Origin of the sequence: Streptococcus tangpeifui (assembly GCF_044503215.1) — a bacterium.
Lineage (GTDB): Bacteria > Bacillota > Bacilli > Lactobacillales > Streptococcaceae > Streptococcus > Streptococcus tangpeifui.
Map to the genome: position 1 here is coordinate 211,109 of NZ_CP172427.1, position 20,174 is coordinate 231,282.

General features: G+C 42.3%; 15 protein-coding genes. 14 read left to right on the plus strand and 1 reads right to left on the minus strand.

Features of this window, described 5'->3' with window-relative positions:
- Positions 1–304: 304 nt before the first annotated feature.
- From ACFSN5_RS01110 to argH, 8 genes are all read left to right on the plus strand, one after another.
- The gene (locus tag ACFSN5_RS01110; protein ID WP_165329277.1) at positions 305–1,993 is read left to right on the plus strand and encodes a CHAP domain-containing protein; all 1,689 of its coding nucleotides are present in this window, start codon (positions 305–307) and stop codon (positions 1,991–1,993) included.
- 145 nt (positions 1,994–2,138) lie between these two features.
- A complete protein-coding gene (locus tag ACFSN5_RS01115; RefSeq protein ID WP_165211859.1) occupies positions 2,139–2,633 on the plus strand; it encodes a beta-class carbonic anhydrase in 495 nt (164 codons plus the stop codon).
- Positions 2,634–2,743: 110 nt separating this feature from the next.
- A complete protein-coding gene (locus ACFSN5_RS01120; protein ID WP_165329278.1) occupies positions 2,744–3,490 on the plus strand; it encodes a TIGR00266 family protein in 747 nt (248 codons plus the stop codon).
- Between the two features lie 111 nt (positions 3,491–3,601).
- Positions 3,602–3,826, plus strand: a complete 225-nt coding sequence (locus tag ACFSN5_RS01125; RefSeq protein ID WP_165329279.1) for a hypothetical protein — start codon at positions 3,602–3,604, stop codon at positions 3,824–3,826.
- Between the two features lie 119 nt (positions 3,827–3,945).
- Complete coding sequence (gltX, locus tag ACFSN5_RS01130) at positions 3,946–5,403, plus strand: glutamate--tRNA ligase (protein ID WP_165329280.1); 1,458 nt, start codon at positions 3,946–3,948, stop codon at positions 5,401–5,403.
- A gap of 563 nt (positions 5,404–5,966) precedes the next feature.
- Positions 5,967–6,716 (plus strand): response regulator transcription factor, encoded by a 750-nt coding sequence (locus tag ACFSN5_RS01135; protein WP_165329281.1) that lies wholly within the window; start codon positions 5,967–5,969, stop codon positions 6,714–6,716.
- Positions 6,717–8,231: 1,515 nt separating this feature from the next.
- Positions 8,232–9,422, plus strand: coding sequence for an argininosuccinate synthase (locus tag ACFSN5_RS01140; protein ID WP_165329282.1), 1,191 nt, complete (start codon positions 8,232–8,234; stop codon positions 9,420–9,422).
- A gap of 860 nt (positions 9,423–10,282) precedes the next feature.
- The gene (argH, locus tag ACFSN5_RS01145; RefSeq protein ID WP_165329283.1) at positions 10,283–11,674 is read left to right on the plus strand and encodes an argininosuccinate lyase; all 1,392 of its coding nucleotides are present in this window, start codon (positions 10,283–10,285) and stop codon (positions 11,672–11,674) included.
- An 81-nt stretch (positions 11,675–11,755) separates the two neighbouring features.
- Here the strand turns inward: argH and ACFSN5_RS01150 are convergent, their stop codons facing one another.
- On the minus strand, positions 11,756–14,200 hold the full coding sequence (locus ACFSN5_RS01150) for a bifunctional 2',3'-cyclic-nucleotide 2'-phosphodiesterase/3'-nucleotidase (RefSeq protein WP_165329284.1): 2,445 nt from the start codon (positions 14,198–14,200) through the stop codon (positions 11,756–11,758).
- Between the two features lie 410 nt (positions 14,201–14,610).
- Between ACFSN5_RS01150 and rnpA the strand changes: the two genes are divergently transcribed.
- The 6 genes from rnpA to ACFSN5_RS01180 all read left to right on the plus strand — a co-directional run bounded on the left by rnpA (position 14,611) and on the right by ACFSN5_RS01180 (position 20,155).
- Entirely contained in the window at positions 14,611–14,946 is a 336-nt protein-coding gene (gene rnpA / locus ACFSN5_RS01155; protein ID WP_165211874.1) for a ribonuclease P protein component, read from the plus strand.
- Between the two features lie 59 nt (positions 14,947–15,005).
- Positions 15,006–15,809 carry a YidC/Oxa1 family membrane protein insertase gene (locus tag ACFSN5_RS01160; RefSeq protein ID WP_165211877.1) on the plus strand — a complete coding sequence of 268 codons (804 nt, stop codon included), beginning with the start codon at positions 15,006–15,008 and terminating at the stop codon, positions 15,807–15,809.
- Positions 15,810–15,860: 51 nt separating this feature from the next.
- Positions 15,861–17,006 (plus strand): RNA-binding cell elongation regulator Jag/EloR, encoded by a 1,146-nt coding sequence (gene jag, locus ACFSN5_RS01165; RefSeq protein ID WP_165211880.1) that lies wholly within the window; start codon positions 15,861–15,863, stop codon positions 17,004–17,006.
- 784 nt (positions 17,007–17,790) lie between these two features.
- Positions 17,791–18,642 carry an ABC transporter ATP-binding protein gene (locus ACFSN5_RS01170; protein WP_165211883.1) on the plus strand — a complete coding sequence of 284 codons (852 nt, stop codon included), beginning with the start codon at positions 17,791–17,793 and terminating at the stop codon, positions 18,640–18,642.
- A gap of 14 nt (positions 18,643–18,656) precedes the next feature.
- Positions 18,657–19,505 (plus strand): ABC transporter permease, encoded by an 849-nt coding sequence (locus tag ACFSN5_RS01175; RefSeq protein WP_165211886.1) that lies wholly within the window; start codon positions 18,657–18,659, stop codon positions 19,503–19,505.
- A gap of 44 nt (positions 19,506–19,549) precedes the next feature.
- The gene (locus ACFSN5_RS01180) at positions 19,550–20,155 is read left to right on the plus strand and encodes a DUF998 domain-containing protein (protein WP_165211889.1); all 606 of its coding nucleotides are present in this window, start codon (positions 19,550–19,552) and stop codon (positions 20,153–20,155) included.
- Positions 20,156–20,174 lie beyond the last annotated feature (19 nt).

The window sequence follows — 20,174 nt, forward strand, 5'->3', positions numbered from 1 at the left end:
CTTTAGCACCAATGAACCACTGCTGGTTGGCTATCCTTATCTTGGGACGCATTCCTATTTTCAGGCGCCCCCTTAAACAGTCCACTGGACTGTTTAACTACTCTACAAGTGATAGCTCCAACAGTTTGGGGAACTGTTGGAGGATATCCAATTTTATGAACGTTAGTTCATGTCACTCCCTAACCAACTGTGCGGAGGTGGGACAACGAAATCAACTTCTTCGAATTATTGATTTCTGTCCCACTCTCTTTTTGCTCTTTTACGAATAAATAGGTGAAATTATTCGTGAAAGGAGTTGCATGTCATGAAAAAGGAGAAATTGTTATCACTGACTCTCTTGTTTCTTCTGTCGAGCTCTTACCTAGCCTCAGGAGTAACGCTGGCAGAGGCTGTCAGTAACTCAGCTCGTAGTCCTAGGGAGGAACAAGGAGATCTTGGAGACGGTGAAAGCGTGGAAACCAGTTCCAGCACTTCACAAAAAGAATCGTTGGACGAGAGTAAAACAGAAACAAAGGCGACAGGTGAGGAGACTTCTGATGAGGATAATAGTGCCAAGCCTTTAAAATCAGGCGATAAAGAAGATAAGCCCGTGGCTCCTGAAGAAGAGGGAGCGGCTTATGCTTCAAGTCAGTCTGGTTCTTCCCTTCAAAAAGATTCTGATGAACGATTGGAAAGTACTCCAGAAATTCGTCGGGGTAACCAATCTGAGCAGGAGATCCAGTCTGCTGATGACTCACCATCAGATCAGCAGAGTTCTGGTAAGGATGCTGGTTCCGACTCTGATAAGACTCAGAAGTCCGAATCGAAACCAGTGGCAGAAAAGAAAATAACAAAAACAGAAGAATCAGAAAAACAGTCAGTTTCCTACTGCCAGTCCCCTCAACTGCCACTGGGTCAAGCCAATGTGCTTGTCCGCCCATTTTTCGATGGCTACTGGGCAGGGAAGTCAGCGGCTGTCTACTTTAATGATAAGGAAAATGAAGCTGGTGAGTCTACCGGCCCTTTGACCTATACCACCTATGTAGAACATTGGTCAGGTCAGGATGCTTATAGTCACAACCTTCTCTCCCATCGTTATGGTGTCAAGGCGGAACAATTAGACGGTTACTTGAATTCTTTGGGACTGGCCTATGATAATCGGCGGATCAACGGGAAACTACTCCTCAAATGGGAGAAGGAGACTGGCCTTGATGTACGGGCAATTGTTGCTATAGCTCTTCACGAAAGTTCTTTAGGGACTGCTGGAGTAGCAACGCTTCCAGGTTCCAATATGTTTGGCTATGGGGCTTTCGATAATAATCCTAATCAAGCGAGTCATTTTAACGATAGCCAAGCTATTTCTAAGATGGTAGGTCAGACTATTATTCAAAATAAGAACTGGACTTTTAAAATACAGGATGATAAAGCAGCAAAGAATGCCTTAGGTCAGCTGGATGTCATCAGTGATGGTGGTGTCTATTTTACTGATACCTCAGGTAGTGGTAAGCGACGGGCACAAACGATGCAGGAGCTTGATACTTGGATTGATCAGCATGGCGGAACTCTAGAAATTCCGGAAAAGTTAAAGCATCTGTCCGGTATCAGTCAGGCGACCTTACCAACAGGCTACCAACTTTCTCGTCCTATGACTCCTCAAGCTTACCAGGCTCTCTCCTATCCTTGGGGTCAGTGCACCTGGTATGTCTACAATCGGGCTCGGGAATTGGGTTACAGCTTTGATCCCTACATGGGCAATGGTGGGGACTGGCAATTTAAATCAGGGTATAACCTTAGTCACCAGCCTAAGGTGGGCTATGCTGTTTCTTTTGCACCGGGTCAGGCAGGAGCGGATCCAGACTACGGTCATGTGGCTATTGTTGAGCAGGTGAAAAAGGATGGTTCCATTCTTATTTCTGAATCGAATGCCTTGGGTTCTGGAGTTATTTCCTATCGAATTTTTACGGCTGACCAAGCTGCTGAACTGACTTATGTGATTGGGAAGCCTCTTCCGTGATAGTTGATAATTCCTTGACTAGAAACATTTTTATCTGGCAGTCTCTATTTTTGAGAATGAAGATTAGTATTTCTCCTTTAACCGTGTTATAATGGTCAAACGTTTGATGTCCGAATCCTTTTCTGGATCGGCTAAAGGAGGTATTATGTCTTATTTTGAAAATTTTATCAAGGCTAACCAAGCCTATATCGATCGACATGGAACAGCTCATCTACCCATTAAACCAAAGACCAAGGTGGCCATTATTACCTGTATGGATGCCCGGCTCCATGTCGCTCCAGCTCTAGGGTTAGATCTTGGAGATGCCCATATTCTGAGAAATGCCGGTGGCCGTGTAACCGAGGATATGATTCGCTCTTTAGTCATTTCCCAGCAGCAGTTGGGAACTCAGGAAGTTGTTGTGCTTCATCATACTGACTGCGGAGCTCAAACCTTTAAAAATGCCGATTTTGTAGCTGATTTGGAGGAGCGTTTTCAGGTTAATCTGCAAGATAAGAATTTTCTTCCTTTCACAGATGTGGAAGAGAGTGTCCGCCAAGATGTTGCTCTTCTCAAGGATTCTCCTTTGATTCCGGATGATATTACTATTTTTGGAGCCATCTATGATGTTGATACAGGACGGATTTCGCCGGTTCAATAATTTCGTTTTCAGTCTCGGTCTCGGGGCTGATTTTTTTCTAGCGTATTGACAACATAAGAAGGGGGCGGTTATACTAGGCATAGAAAGTTATAGAAAAGTGAGGTGGTCCTATGTCGGATAATCACATGAGCTATCGGATTGATAGTAATATGCAGTTTCCGCTGGTAGAAATTTTCCTTGAAGCAGGGGAGTCAGCCTATATCCAGCGTGGTAGCATGGTTTACCATACCCCATCAATCACACTTAACACCAAGCTCAATGCTAAGGGAGATGGTCTAGGTAAACTCTTTAAAGCCGTCGGTCGTTCCATAACTTCTGGAGAATCGGCTTTTATTACTCAGGCCGTTTCTAATGCAGATGATGGTCGTCTGGCTATTGCGCCTTCCATGCCTGGTCAGATTATCGCTCTGGAATTAGGAGTCAAACAGTACCGCCTTAACGATGGCGCCTTTCTAGCTCTGGATGGTTCTGCTCAATATACCATGGAGCGACAGTCAGTTGGACGGGCCTTTTTCGGTGGCCAAGGTGGTCTCTTCGTTATGACAACCCAGGGTCAAGGGACACTCTTGGCTAATAGCTTTGGTTCTATACAGAAAATCGAACTTAACCAGCAGGAGATTACTATTGATAATGCTCATGTGGTTGCTTGGTCCAGAGAGTTGGATTACCAAATTCATTTGGAAAATGGCTTTCTGCAATCTATCGGTACAGGTGAAGGCATTGTTAATACCTTCCGCGGCAGTGGTGAAATCTATGTACAAAGTCTCAATATTGAAACTTTTGCCCAAGTTATCGGTGGCCATTTAGTGACACCATCTACTAATAACAAAGGTTCAGGAATCATGGATCTGTTTTAGATGGTTACATTTGAAGCCTCTAAAAAATCGGGAGTTAAGCTGATTTGATCCCTATGCCAATTTCAATTGTCAAGGCTGTTTTAGTCTTAGTCTTGATTACTTTGTAAGAAGGTGATTTACTTTGATGAAGCAGTGATTTTAGGTGATATTGCTCAGTTTGAGGTTGAGGTTGCTTTTGTCAACATGGCTCACTATATTCTTAGAGATTGGTCGGTTGTTTGCAAGGTCTCGAGCCCATTTAATTCTATCAGTTTGCCTAGTCAACGGTCTGAAGGAAGTAAGATCTTGAAATGGACTGGTAGTGTGGCTTTTGATAGTTTAGATATCTTTAGTTAGAGATAATTTTTAAGCATTAAGGGAAGAGACTGATGAAAATCAGCCCCTTCCCTTTTTTCTGTATTTAGTGCTATAATGATAAGGATTGAATCTTTTTAAAATAGGAGACGATAAAGACTATGTCTAATGAAATTCGCGTGCGTTACGCACCAAGTCCAACGGGATTGCTACATATTGGGAATGCGCGGACAGCGCTCTTTAATTATCTTTATGCTCGTCACTATGGCGGTACTTTTGTCATTCGGATTGAAGATACCGACCGTAAGCGTCACGTTGAAGATGGGGAACGCTCACAGCTGGAAAACCTGCGCTGGTTGGGGATGGACTGGGACGAAAGTCCTGAAACCCATGAACGTTACCGTCAATCAGAGCGTTTGGAGCTCTACCAAAGCTATATTGACCAACTTTTGGAAGAAGGTAAGGCTTATAAGTCTTATGTAACAGAAGAAGAACTAGCAGCTGAGCGGGAACGCCAAGAGGCCGCTGGTGAAACGCCTCGTTACGTCAATGAATATCTGGGCATGAGCGAAGAAGAAAAAGCTGCTTATATCGCTGAGCGCCAGGCTGCTGGTATCCTACCGACAGTCCGCTTGGCTGTTAATGAAGCTGGTATTTACAAATGGACGGATATCGTCAAGGGTGATATTGAGTTTGAAGGCAGCAATATTGGTGGTGACTGGGTAATCCAAAAGCGTGATGGTTATCCAACCTATAACTTTGCTGTAGTCATTGATGACCACGATATGCGGATTTCCCATGTTATTCGCGGTGATGACCATATCGCCAATACTCCTAAACAGCTCATGGTCTATGAAGCTCTCGGTTGGGAGCCGCCACAATTTGGTCACATGACCCTGATTATCAATTCTGAAACAGGTAAGAAACTGTCCAAGCGTGATACCAATACCCTCCAATTTATTGAAGACTATCGCAAAAAGGGCTATCTGCCGGAAGCTGTTTTCAACTTTATTGCCCTTTTGGGTTGGAATCCTGGCGGTGAAGATGAAATTTTCTCTCGTGAGGAATTGATTAAACTATTTGATGAAAGTCGTCTCAGCAAGTCACCAGCAGCCTTTGACCAAAAGAAAATGGACTGGGTCAGCAATGACTATATTAAGAAGGCTGATTTTGAGACTGTCTTTGCTCTCTGTAAACCCTTCTTGGAAGAAGCGGGACGCCTGACCGATAAGGCTGAAAAGTTGGTTGAGCTCTATCAACCACAAATGAAGTCAGCTGATGAAATTATCCCTTTAACTGACCTCTTCTTTGAAGACTTTCCAGAATTAACTCAGGAAGAAAAGGATTTTATGGCGGGTGAAAGCGTTCCAACTGTCCTTACAGCCTTCAAGGCTAAGCTGGAAGCCATGTCTGATGAGGATTTCCAAGCAGAAAATATCTTCCCGCAAATCAAGGCTGTCCAAAAGGAAACTGGCATCAAGGGTAAAAATCTCTTCATGCCAATTCGGATTGCTGTTTCTGGTGAAATGCACGGTCCAGAATTGCCAGATACCATTTACCTCTTGGGTAAGGAAAAATCGATCCAGCATATTGATCAAATGTTGCAGAATTTGAGTTAAGAATAATAACAGGACTGGCTTAGGCTGGTCTTTTTATTTGTTGACTGTTATCAATTAGTTGTTAATTGCTAAAGTCTCAGGCTAGGTTTTAGGTGCTTGAACACTGGAATTTGGTCTGAGAAAGATGAAGCAGGATTTCGTTCTCACATTAAGTTTCATTTTTAATATACAGTTGATATCATAAAATTTTTTCGCATCTAAGTGTTCTATAAGAAGAGCTTCAAAGAGCCTTAGATTTAGAGATTTAACTGTTGAAAAATTTACAATCCTTTTACTTTCTGTTACAGGGAGGTTGTGATATACTGGATAGGAATTAGTGATAAGTTTGCTTGCTGTTAAAGTTGGCCATGAGGAGAAGATCTGCCTTGAGAATGGGGGAGAGATATTCTCAAGGCTCTGGAGCTGCTTCTAATAACTGAGCCAACCATAAGAACATGCTGTTCACTGAATGTGATCCCCCCGAGTATTCGGAGGGTTTTTATTTTAAAATGAAGATAATTTTTGTTATTTTAAGTGTGAAATAATATAATTAGTCAAAGAGTTGTTAGAAATGGTGGGAGTTTATGAATATATTTATTTTGGAAGATAATTTAATCCAGCAAACGCGGATTAAAACCTTGGTAACGGAGATATTGCGGGAAGAAGGAATTTCAGCTCGTCAGTTTGAAGTTTTTTCCAAGTCACAAAATCTGTTGGATGCTATTGTTGAAAAGGGGAATCACCAGCTTTTCCTTTTGGATATTGAAATTAAGGGGGAAGAAAAGAAAGGTCTAGAGGCAGCGGCGGATATCCGTCGGATTGATCCTGCGGCTGTTATTGTTTTTGTGACTACTCATTCAGAATTCGCTCCGATTAGTTTTAAGTATAAAGTTTCTGCCTTAGATTTTATTGATAAAACAGCTCCGGATGAGCAGTTTAAGACCGACCTGCGTGAAGTTATTGCCTATACGGCTAATAATATGCATCGCTCGGAAGAAGTGGATGAGGTTTTTACCTTTGAATCGGCTCAGGCGCGTGTACAGCTTCCTTTCAAGGATATCTATTATTTTGCGACTTCGCCAACGCCCCATAAAGTCATGTTAATTACAAAAAATGAACGTTTAGAATTTTATGGCAGTCTTTCAGAGATTGCTGAGGTCAATTCAGGGCTCTTTTCTTGCCATCGGTCCTTCCTGATCAATTTGGATAATATTAGCCGAGTAGATAAGGCTGAACTTCTCGTTTTCTTTGAGAACGGAGATGCTTGTCCAGTTTCCCGCTTGAAAATGAAGGCTCTTATGCGGGAGTGGGAGGCAAGACAGGAAACTGTTTAAGGGGGCGCCTGAAAATAGGAATACGCCCCGAGATAAGGACTGCCAATCAGCAGTGGTTCATTGGTGCTAAAGCACCTAATGAACTGTGCAGGGGTAAGACTAAGCCGGCACAGCCAACAAGTCTTACTCCTAACCACTGCGTCAATTTGGTAAATTTAGAATAATGCTAACGAGTTTGGACTTTTGTTCCAGACTCTTTTTTATTTTGCTGGAGAAGATTGAAAAACTAGATGGTTAATTGGTCATTTACATAGAAAAAATTTAATTTTAATCCATTAAGTTAGGCTCTCATTCTATGATGAGAAAGAACCGTTTGGGATAAAAAAGTGCATTTCAAGAGAAATTTTGACATTTCAAGATAAAAAAACGACAATTCAAGATATTTTGGTTTAAAAATCTTTGATTTGAGATATACTAATCAGCGTAGGGATGAAGTTTTCTATCAGTTTCTCTCTCCCAATATTTATGCTGATAGAAGACAGACGCAAACTTATCCCGAACTTCTTATTTATTCGAAACCCATTTCTCATCTCTCTCCCAATATACTGTGAAATGGAAAGGGACCCGCGACGGCGGGTTCTTTTTTTATGTTTAATATTCTTTAATTTCTAGCAGCATAGCGGAAATGGAATGATTTAGGTTGGAACAGGCCATCAGGAATGCTGACTCCACAGTCGCAAAATCGTGTGAGCTATAGGTGGCACCTAAAACATATCTGGATTCGATTTAGCTGTTTTAGAGAAAATAGTTGCTATGATTGGGAGGATAATTTTGTTAGTTAGGCCAAGACGTCTGATTCCTGCACAGGTCAAAAGTGAGATAAAAAGCGGTAAATCGTTGTGAATGGTGATTTCGGTTTTCTTCGCTCTCCCATTTTAAGGCTCAAGGCTCTGTTGCTTTTCTATTTTTAGATGGCAGGCTTTGGCAGTCTATCCCCAGACTACCAAAGTCTACTGGAGCATTTCAATCCTATCTTCGTATAGTCGAATTGTTAGTCTACTATACTGTTATGCTGTAAAATAACAGACCTTGCTGTTGGTGTTTTGATTGCTTACACTACGGCTGCTAAAAATATAAAATCTTCTAAATACTTGGTCACCAGCAGCAGTCTCCCTAATTTTCTTTTTGCATGGTCTAAGAGCTTTGAGATATAGTGTTTAGTCAGCCTCACTGGCTCAATTAGTGGGTGAGGCGACGGTCAATTACTATAGTGATTAGTGCTATCAAGTGCAGGGGCCTGATAACAAGCACCTGACGTAGCTTGATGATGCTGTGTAGTGATAGGGGAGACTGATAGTCGTTTTGAAGCTATGTTTGAATTTACCAGGGACTAGTCACCAAATGAATAATTTTCTGTATATTCAACTAAAATATGAATAAAAAACAAAAAAATTATAAAAAATCGGGAAAAAATACAAAAATCACTTGACACATGAATAAAAATACCATATAATGACTTTCGTAAGGTTGAGATATACAAGAAACAGCCTAAAAAAGAAGAAAAGAGAAATAATTATGTCAAAAGAAAAAGTCATTCTAGCTTACTCAGGAGGTCTTGATACCTCCGTTGCAATTACCTGGTTGAAAAAAGATTACGATGTTGTTGCTGTCTGCATGGATGTCGGTGAAGGTAAAGATTTGGAATTCATCCATGATAAGGCACTGAGTGTTGGAGCTGTTGAGTCTTACGTCCTTGATGTTAAAGATGAATTTGCTGAGGAATATGTTTTGCCAGCTTTGCAGGCTCATGCTTACTATGAACAAAAGTATCCTTTGGTATCAGCACTCAGCCGTCCAGTAATCTCTAAAAAATTGGTTGAGATTGCTCACAAAACAGGAGCAACCACCATTGCTCACGGTTGTACTGGTAAGGGGAATGACCAAGTTCGGTTTGAAGTGGCTATTGCAGCTCTTGATCCAGAATTGAAGGTTATTGCTCCAGTTCGGGAGTGGAAGTGGTCTAGGGAGGAAGAAATTGAATACGCTAAGAAGAATGGCGTGCCAGTTCCTGCCGATCTTGACAATCCCTATTCAGTTGACCAAAACCTGTGGGGACGTGCCAACGAATGTGGTGTTCTTGAAAATCCATGGAATCAAGCTCCTGAAGAAGCCTTTGGCATCACCAATTCTGTTGAAGAGGCTCCTGATACGCCTGAATTTGTTGATATTGAATTTAAAGCTGGTAAACCCGTGGCTATCGATGGTCAAGAAATGAAATTAGCAGATTTAATTCAAAAATTAAATGATTTGGCTGGGAAGCATGGTGTCGGTCGGATTGACCATGTAGAAAACAGATTGGTTGGAATCAAGTCTCGGGAAATCTACGAATGCCCTGGTGCTATTACACTTTTGACCGCCCATAAAGAAATTGAAGATTTGACGCTGGTTCGGGAAGTCTCTCACTTTAAACCCATTCTTGAAAATGAATTATCTAATTTGATTTATAATGCCCTTTGGTTCAGTCCAGCAACGGAGAGTATCTTGGCTTACATCAAAGAAACTCAAAAGGTTGTTAATGGTACAGCCAAGGTTAAACTCTACAAGGGTTCAGCTAAAGTTGTAGCACGGAAGTCACCAAATTCTCTTTACGATGAAAACTTGGCAACCTACACCACAGCAGACAGTTTTGACCAAGATGCGGCTGTAGGATTCATTAAACTTTGGGGGTTGCCAACTCAAGTCAACTCACAAGTTAATAACAAATAATGTTAATGTGAGAGATGGGTGGCAGAGCCCAAGATAAAGGAAAATCTTCAGATAAAAGGGGTCAGAGAGCCCCATCTGGACCTCTTTTCTTTAATTTAATGCCCGATGAAGCCGTTCTGTGAGGCGACTGCCGGGCCCGAAAGAAAGAATTTTTCTTCTTTTAGGGACAAGTCCTGTGAGGCCATCAAAACTAGCTATGACATAGGCTAGTTTTTTTGATATGATGGTAATACCTTTTTAAAATCAAAGCGATGGGGCATTGAGAACTGAACACATTTACGTTTTTGTGAAAATAGATCAATTTTCCTTTAGGTTTTAAGTTAATAATGACTCAGCGTCAGACTCTATTTTGATAGGTTTTTTAAACTATCCTTTGTACTTTCTTCAGCTTGCGTACTTTTGAATCACCTGTACCTTGTTGCGATAGGCGCGTTAGTAAGAGCTTTAAAAAGTGGAAAAGAAGTATGTTATTAAAGAAATCGTTTCGTTTTTCTCTCTCCCACACAGATAGCGAGACTTTCCGTTTTGGCCTGCAGCCAAGAGGAAGATCAGTCAGTCCCTGCGTCAATCTGGTAAATCTAGAGTAATACAAAAGAAGTGTGATTTTTATACGTCATTTTCAGGGATTACAATACGTTGTGGGTGAGGGTTAAGCCATCATGGTTGTCTGTCTCAACCTCGTGTTAAATCTAGCAATAGCGAATTTAACTAAGGATTCACCTTGCCTGAAGATTTTCTTTGAGTATAAGGGGTGTAAGGAGACTGGTTAAACTCACTGGATAGACGTCTTTGTTTTTATAATGGATGTTGTAACATTAAAGAAAGGGAATGTTCGCTAGCTAAGCGAATCTGGTAATACTATGGCAGAAAATCATAAACTCTGGGGTGGCCGTTTTGAAGCAGGTCTAGAAAAATGGGTCGAGGAATTCGGTGCTTCTATTTCTTTTGACCAAAAGATGGCAGAATTTGACTTAAAGGGTTCCATTGCTCATGTGACCATGCTGGGGCAAACAGGCATCATCAGTCCTGAAGAAGCTAGCCAAATCAAAACAGGTCTTGAGGAACTCTTGCAGGACTTCTATGCTGGTCAGCTAGAATTTGATATCGCTAATGAAGATATCCACATGAATCTGGAGTCACTTTTGACTCAGAAAATTGGACCAGTAGCTGGAAAGCTCCATACGGCTCGTTCACGTAATGACCAAGTGGCGACCGATATGCACCTCTATCTCAAGGCTAAATTAGTTGAAGTGCTGGATAAACTGCATCATTTGCGACAAACCTTGGTTGATTTGGCTGATAAGCATGTTGATACTATTATGCCGGGCTACACCCATCTGCAGCATGCCCAGCCGATTTCCTTTGGTCATCACCTCATGGCCTACTACAGCATGTTTACCAGAGATAGTGAGCGGTTTACCTTTAACCAAAAGCACACCAATCTTTCGCCCTTGGGAGCTGCAGCTCTGGCTGGGACAACCTTCCCTATTGATCGCCAACTGACCAGCGATTTGATGGGCTTTGATGCTCCCTATAGCAATTCTCTGGATGCGGTGTCTGATCGAGACTTTATTTTGGAATTTTTGGCCAATGCCAGTATCCTCATGGTGCACATGAGCCGCATTTGTGAAGAGATCATTAATTGGTGTTCTAACGAGTACCAGTTCGTCACCTTATCTGATACCTTTTCCACAGGCTCTTCTATCATGCCGCAGAAGAAAAATCCTGACATGGCTGAACTCATTCGTGGGAAAACAGGCCGAGTTTATGGCAATTTGACTGGCCTGCTGACGGTTATGAAATCCCTGCCTCTCGCCTACAATAAGGACCTGCAAGAGGATAAGGAAGGTATGTTTGATACAGCGGAAACCATCACGGTGGCTATTGATATCTTGGCGGGAATGTTGTCCAGTATGACGGTCAACGACCGCCACATGGCGGAATCGACCGAAAAAGATTTCTCCAATGCAACAGAACTAGCAGACTATCTAGCTGTCAGGGGTCTTCCTTTCCGTCAGGCTCACGAAATTGTTGGTAAGCTGGTTTTAGAATGCACCAAGAATGGTCACTACCTTCAAGACGTACCCTTGGAGCGCTATCAAGAGATCTCTGATCTGATTGAGGGAGACATCTATACTGCCCTGCAATCGAGGACTGTCGTTGAGCGCCGTAATTCACTGGGTGGAACAGGCTTTGATCAGGTACGCTGGCAGATTGAAGAAGCTAAGAAAACTTTAATGAGTGATAAATGATGATTGCTGACCATCAGAAAAAAGCTCCTACTAGTAAAATGTACTAGTGGGAGCTTTTAAATTAACTGGGGAATTGTTCTATCAGTGGCGTTTAGATTTAGGCAAAAGATTAGCCGCAAATATGCTGATAAGGAGACCGACTAGGCTCAGGCTCCAGCTAGATTGCCCATTTGTTTTTGGTAATTCAGCCTGCTTGCTGGTCTTGGAGCCTGTTGGGGCTGCTGTCTGACTTTGCAGGTTTTGGTAGTTGCTGGTTACCATTTGTAAGATAGCTTGACGTTTTTGGAGCGACAAGGCTGGTTTAGCGGTCTGCTCTTGTTCCTTGGCTTGTGGATCTGCTGGAGTTGTTGGACGGCTTGGATCAGTGGCTTCGGTATAGATGTACTTAAAGTCGCCAAAGCCATTCTGACTAGGATCGGCTGCAACAAACTGAATGGTTGTCTTCTGATTAAGGAGATTTTTCGCCCGCTCGGCTGTGCGGAAGTGAACATCCAGTCCCTTGATGGTATCGGCAAAACGCCAATTGTTGTCGGCAGTGGGGTTGATAATTTTTTCAGCCGTAATGTAATTGATGAGAATCTGGCGGTTTTCTAAGTTGAGCAGTCGGTTTTCGCTAGCATTTCTCACACCTGGGAAGTTCCCGCTTGCCCGATAGTTGTTGGTTGCCACCATAAATTCTTGGTTATCAGCAACAGGCTGTCCCATGTAGGTTAAGTCCCGGACACGATGAGCGTCTGGATTGACGAGGTTGCCATCAATGTCATATTTATTAGGCTGCGTGACATCGAATGTGTAGTTGATGCCATCGATGACATCAAAATTATAAGTACGATAGTCGGTATTAATCAGTTGTTGAGGTCCTGTCTTGCTAGGGTCGATCTGGTTAAACTGGCCAGCTGACATTTCCAGCCATTCCCGCAGATCTTTACCAGTAACTTTGAGAACGGCTGTAACATTGTCGTAGAGATAAAGGTCTGCAACATTTTTAATAGCGATTGGACCGGCAGGAATATCAGTATAGGAAGAAGCATCATTGCGAGCGCCGGCTTTAAAAGGAGCAGCTGCTGAGAGAAGGGGTAGGCTGGCTTCTGGTGTTCCTGCCAGTTGCTCCTTCAGATACCAGCGTTGAGCATTATTGACGATTTGAACGGAAGGGTCGTCTGCTACTAGGGCAAAATAGCTATTGATTGGAGCTGTTGTTGTTCCTACTTGTTCACGGACATAATCGATAGTGGCTTCGTGATCAGGTTTGGCTAGGTTTAAAATTCTTTCATCAGCCTGGTCAGAATTGCTGTCAATCTTGCGAATTTCAGCGTGACTCTGCTCAACCTTCCATTTGCCCCCTTGGAAGAGCAGGTTGAGCTTGATAACGCCTAGATGATCGCCATATTTTCCGCCCATGGTAACAGGGATACCGTTGATTTTGCCGTTAAAACCATCGACACCAGGAATTTTTTCGTAGACTCCTGTACCATTCCCCGATGGAAATTCAGCATGGGCATGACCGGTGACAACTGCATCGATTCCCTTAGCACTGGCAATTTGATAGCCAACATTTTCTTCACCAATATCATAGTGGTCGTTACCAATACCTGAATGGGACATGACCAAAACAATGTCAGCTCCCTTAGCTCGCATCTCGGGAGCGACAGCCTCGACAGCTTGAACGGCATCGATGGTTTTGACCTTGCCCTCTAAATTAGCCTTATCCCAATTCATAATTTGAGGTGGAACGATACCTGTGATACCAACATTGATGGTGACTTGCCGGCCGTTAATATCGGTAAAAGTTTTGGGAATAATAATGTAGGGATTGAAATAGTGTTTGCCAGTTCTCGCATCAATGACATTGGCATTGACGATTGGTAGACCTGCTGAATCAACAACGCGATTGAGGTAGTCTAAACCATAATTGAATTCATGGTTTCCCAAAGAAGCGGCATCATAATGCAAGGTCGTAAAAGCCTTGTACATAGGATGCTGTTGACCTTGCTTAACAGGATTGATGAGTGCTTCGTAAGTTCTCAGTGGGGTGCCTTGAATGGTATCACCGTTATCAACCAAGACAGAGTTAGGATTTTCCTTTTCAGCCTGATCAATGAGAAGGGCGGTCTTGGCTAGACCGATATTTTGGGCATTCTTGTCTTGATAGTAATCGTAGTTAACCAGATTGGTGTGGAGATCGGTAGTTGAAAGGATTTGGACATCTACTTTTTCACCTTCAATTGGTTTAGTATCATCAGCCTTTTCTTGATCGGCAGTTTGCGGAGTTGGGTTTTGATTGATCGGCTGCTCTTGGCTATTTGATACTTGGCCAGCAGGGGCTTGGGCATTAGCATAGCTCTGACTTTGGTCTTGACTGGTTGCAACTTGTTGACTGCTAACGCCACTGGCGCTTGCTACTTGGTTTTGAGTTTGGGACTGGGATTGAGGAAGCTGTTCATCGGCTGTGACTCGGTTGGCAACTAGTCCAGCTGTGACCAGTGAGAGTAGCAGGGCACTTTTTCTTAGATAGTGTTGAGGCATGTGGAAACTCCTTACTAATTAATGATGGCCATATAGGCAATGTAGAAAGAAGGCAGCTGTGCTTGCATTTAAATGCTGTAAAAGATAGCTGCCAAAAAGTTCGCTTAGAAACGCTTTTAGGTCTTATTATACACAGAAAACAGAAACTAACAAGTTAAAATCCGAACTTTAATTGTATAACATTTAATTTCTATCGTATAACAGTCAATCTTTCACCTGAATACTTTTGGGGCTGATTTAATACTTAGAACTCAATTGGTCTGGTATTTATAGCTAACTAGTGATAAAATGTAGCTTGGCAAAGGGAAGCGTCTGAGAGGTTAGATAGATCGTGTTGAATCTAGGGTATTTTTGGCTTTTGGCTCTTTTATGGTATAATAAGGGGTAATTTAGAGTGTTTGGAGACTGCCTTGAAGAAGACCTATCGTGTTAAAAAAAACTTAGATTTTCAAGCTATTTTTAGGCGAGGCAAGAGTGTCGCCAATAGGAAATTTGTCGTTTATAGTTTAGAAAAGTCACAGAAGCATTTTAGAGTTGGCCTGTCGGTCAGTAAAAAGCTTGGCAATGCCGTTATCCGCAATCGGATCAAACGGAAGATGAGACATGTTTTGATGGAATTGGCTCCGCATTTAAGCAACGATGACTTTGTTATTATTGCTCGAAAAGGCGTTGAAGATATGGACTATCAGGCAGTGAGACAGAATTTAAAACATGTTCTCAGTCTAGCTGGTGTCTATCAAGATTGAGTATTGCCTATTGGTGAGCTCCTGATGATTTAATAGATTTGTGTTGAAAGGAATATTTTGTGAAAAAAAAAGTTAAGTTAAGTGGTCTAGTCCTAGCAGCTTTGATTGTCTTGTCTGCCTGTGCTCGTCGCAATCCAGTTAACAGTTCATCGACAGGTTGGGATCAGTTGGTTTACGGTTTTGGTCGTGCTATTCAGTGGCTATCCTTTGGTGGTTCGGTCGGGATTGGGATCATTCTTTTTACCCTAATTGTTCGTTTAGCCCTGATTCCTCTTTATAATCGTCAGATTAAATCTAGCCAAGAAATTCAAGAGCTTCAGCCTGAGCTGAAACGGATTCAGAAAGAATACGCTGACGACCGCAATATGCAGGCCATAAAAACGCAAGAACTCTACAAAGAAAATGGCGTGAACCAATGGGCAGCTTTATTGCCTTTAGTCATCCAATTTCCAGTGATGATGGCTCTTTATCAGGCTTTGATTCGGGTACCTGCCTTGAGTCAAGGAAATTTCCTATTCTGGAATTTAGGTGAAAATGACGGTACCTATATTTTGCCGATTCTGGCAGCTATTTTTACCTATCTGTCTATGTGGCTCAGCAACAAGGCGGCTAAGGAAAAGAATGCCTTTATGACAGCTACTAGCATTATTATGCCTCTCTTTATTTTGTGGATTGGGACTCGCTTCACAAGTGGGATTGCTCTCTACTGGGCAATTGGTAATGCATTTCAGGTAGCTCAGCTTTTGATTTTCCACAATCCCTTTAAGATTATTGCTGAGCGGGAACGTAAGGAGGCACAAGAAAAGGAAAGGGAAGCAAAAATTCGTCGAGCCAAAAAAAGAGCGCGAAAAAAACGTAAGTAGACGCATCAGAAAAAGGCGCAAATTTTCTGTTAGCGAAGGAGTATAGATATTATGGTAGTATTCACAGGTAATACTGTTGAAGAAGCAATTCAGGCAGGTCTTAGTGATTTAGGTATCACTAGAACCAAGGCTTCTATCCGCGTTCTCTCGCGCGGTAAAAAAGGTTTTTTCGGTTTTGGTAAGAAACCAGCCAAAGTTGATGTAGAAGTCATCAGCCGCACGACTGTTTCTCAAGCCGATCAAGAGATCGTTCGGAATTTACCAAAAGCCTTGAGTAAACGGGAAGCCTCCGAGGAAGCTCTCAAACAAGAGGCAGCAGAGTCCCGCAAGGTGACGAGCATTATCAAGTATTTGGAAAATCGTGGGCAAATCGTTAATGATAAAGCCAAATCTGAAATGCTGGATGCTAGACGTTCCATAACTTCTGTTCTTAGCGATTTACTTCCCGATGAAATTGTTGAAGAGTATCGACGTAAGAAGGAAGAACTGGACAAGGAAGGCCTTGATTGGGAAGATGAGCTAGAAGCTGAGGATAGTCAAGCTGCTGATTCAACTGAGCTTTCTCCTGAAAATTCACAGAAGTCGGTTAATCAAAGAGCAGCTGGCCCTGTGGCGGATGACGTGGTTGTCCAAGAGGATTCAGCACAGTCAGTAGCTGAGGATTCAGAACCGGAGCCGCGTCGTTTTACTAACGCTACGAGTGAGTCTAATCAGACTGAAACTAAGGCCGACAAGGATATTGGTGAAGCCGCTGAAGCTGTGACAACCTATCTTGAAAATATTATCTACGAAATGGATGTGGAGGCTGGTTTAACAACTAATCAATCCGGCCGTCAAATCACCATTCAGGTTGAAGCACCGGAGGCTGGACGAGTCATCGGTTACCATGGTAAAGTGCTTAAATCCCTGCAAATTTTAGCTCAAAACTTCTTACATGACCATTATTCTCGTTCCTTCTCAGTGACAGTTAATGTTCATGATTATGTCGAACGTCGCATGGAGACCTTGATTGATTTTGCCCATAAGATTGCTGAGCGTGTTTCAGACAGCGGTCAGGCTTATCATATGGACAGTATGTCCAACGATGAACGTAAGATTATCCATAAAACAATTGCCAAAATTCCTGACGTCGACAGTTATTCAGAGGGACACGACCCTAAGCGCTATGTGGTTGTTGTTCCTAGTCGAGACGATTAAACTAATAGAGAGTGGGACTCAATCAGTAAATCGTGATAAAATCACGATTTGGATTTTCCTCGCTCTCTTATTTTAGGGTTCAGATCTCTGCCACTTTTCTATTTTTAGATGGCAGGTTTTGGCAGTTTATCCCCAGACTGCCAAAGTCCACTGGAGCATTTCAATCCCACCTCCGCACAGTTGATTAGGTTGGCTGCTATCCCTTGCTACGAAAGGGATAAGGACCATCAATCAACCACTGCGTCAATCTAGTAAATCTAGAACAATGTTAACGAGTCTGAACTTTTTATACGTAATCTTCAGAGAACAATACTTTGTGGGTGAGGGCTAAGCTATCATGGCTGTTTGTCCCAGACGCTTAAAAACTAAGAAGCGCCCAGTTACAAAAAACAATCGGCAGTGGTTCGAGGTAAGACTTCTTGGTTTACCCGACAAGCCTTACTCCCCATCACTGTGTCAATCTGGTAAGCTAGAACAATACTAACGAGTCTGGGACAAGAGTCCAGACTCGTTTTGTTATGGCTTCAACCCAGTTAGTTTTTAACGGAGTACCAAACAATAAAACGACCAGTTCGGCTGATGGCTACTAAGGCTTCGAGCTTTTATCTATTGGGAACACCATATCAAGAAGATGATAGGTATTGTAAAATCTAGATAAAAATTCTAATGTTCAGGGTATTTTTTCTCCGCTTACCTATGAATTTTGACCGCTTGGCTAAATTGTGAACACAAACTGTTTTTCCTTTGATAAAATTAGGCCAATGAAAGGAAAGCGGGTGATCAGATGCTCATTGAAACGAAAAATTTAACGAAGGTCTACGGTGAGAAGGCCGTTCTGGAAAACCTCAATATTCAGGTAGATAAGGGACAATTGCTCGCCTATATTGGGACCAATGGGGCTGGGAAATCAACCACGATTAAGATTTTGACAGGGCTTTTGGCAGCCAGTTCAGGTCAGGTCAAATTAGCACCGAATCTCAAGATTGGCATGGTTTTTCAGGAAAGTGTTCTTGATGAGGAATTGAGCGTTCAGGCAAATTTGGAGAGTCGAGCAGGTCTTTATCGCCAAATTGACAAGGCTTGGATTGAAGACTTGATCGAGATGCTTTCGATTGAGGATCTTCTCAAACAGGAATATGGTACTTTGTCAGGTGGTCAACGGCGTCGAGTGGATATCGCTAGAGCTCTTTTGACTAAGCCAGATCTGCTTTTCTTAGACGAACCGACAACGGGTTTGGATCTCCAAAGCCGCAAGGCTATCTGGGATCTGCTGCATCAGCTGAAAAGAGAAGAAGGGTTGACTATCTTTTTGACCACTCACTACTTGGAAGAAGCCGAAAATGCTGATATGGCCTATATTATTGACCATGGTCGTGTTCTGGTCCAAGGCTCTGCTCAAGAACTCAAGGATCGATATGCCAAAAATCGTCTCTTGATTAAGGCCGATCAGGCGGAATTCTCGGGACTAACCTATGAAGAAAAAGCCGATGGTTGGTTGCTGTTTGAAGATTTGACTATGCCACAAGCCTTGGATTTTCTAGTCAATCATCAAAATCATATCCTTGATTTTGATTTTCAAAAAGGAGACATCAATGATGTCTTTATGGCTGTCGCAGGAACAGAATTTAAGAACTAAAAAGGAGCGTACCTATGATTACAATGGCAAAAAGGAACTTACGACTCTATTTTCACAATAAGGTGACCGTTTTTTTCTCCCTCATGGGAGCCTGGATTGCCTTTGGTCTTTATCTCATCTTTTTGCAAAAAAACATGCAGGATGCTTGGTCTGGCACTAGCCACCCTGAGAAAATGCTGGATCAATGGATTATGGGCGGTACCTTGGCAGTAGCTTCTGTGACGACTGTTTGGACTGGTATTACTCGCCTAGTGCGTGATTGGGAAAGTCATAAGTTAGACGATTTTCTTTTGACAGACACGACATTTTTTCAGTTAAATCTCGGTTATGTTATCTCCAGCACGGTTATTGGCGTGATTATGCAGGTTTTGGTCTATTTGCTGATGGCTGTCTATTTTAGCTGGCAGGATAATTTGGATTTTGTTTCTTTGGAGCAAGGATTGAAACTGTTTGCCCTTATGGTTGCTAGCAGTGTGATGAGTGCGGTGATCGGTTTAGCAGTCGTGCAATTTATTAAGACTTCAGAGGTTGTGGAGCGATTGGGGGTGATCATCGGAACAGCCTCAGGTTTTTTGGTCGGCGTTTATGTCCCAATCGGAACTCTGCCAGATTCTGCTCAAACTCTGATGAAATATACCCCTTGGACCTATGTCGCCTCTGCTTATCGTCATATTCTGATTGGTGATCAAGTGGTGAGTTGGCATCGGCCTGGGCTAAGTGTTCAGGAATACTTGGGGATTGGCCTAAAATGGGAGAAACTGACCAGCCTCAGTCAAGAGTTCTTGGTCCTTGGCTTGAGTTTCTTAGCTGGCTTGCTTTTGCTGGGCATGAGTGTTTTTGCAAGAAAAGCTAAAAAAATCTAAGAAGCGATCCTCAGCTAAAAAAGGATTTAAAGGAGATTAAAACTATGCTAACTGATATTTTTGCTGTCCTAGCTATCATCTGTATTCTAGTCTATTATTATTTGTTAACAGTATTGCATATCAAGAACAGAGGAGTCTATCATCCGATTTCTCAGGCAGTCAGTGATTATGGGATTGGCGATCATAAGAATTATTTTCAGCTGGCCGGTCTGTTGTCGGCTTTGCGGAACATTTCCTTAGCTTTAGCCTTAGGATTTTGGACTTATCAATTTGATTTTAAGGAAAAAGCTATTGTTTTACTTTGCCTAGCTTTGCTTGGAACCTTAGGAGTCGCCGTTTTTCCAACAGACATAGAAGGGCAGGAAAGGACATTCGAAGGCCGCTTGCATCTCTTGTTTGCCATTTTTCAATTTACAGCCTTGGCCCTAGTGCTCTTGAATTTTGAAGATGCTTTCCTCCCTTTAAAACACAATTTTTATCAGCTTGCGAATTGTTTAAAAGTTCTGGTTGAATTAGGCCTCTACGGTTTAGTAGCCGCTCTGATTCTTCCTTTTTTGAAAAAATATTTTGGACTTTTTGAAAGAATTTTCCTTTTTTTCGGCAACCTTTACTTTCTTTTGATTTGTTTTGCTATCCTTTCGGTCAATTGATGATTGCATAACTAGCTCT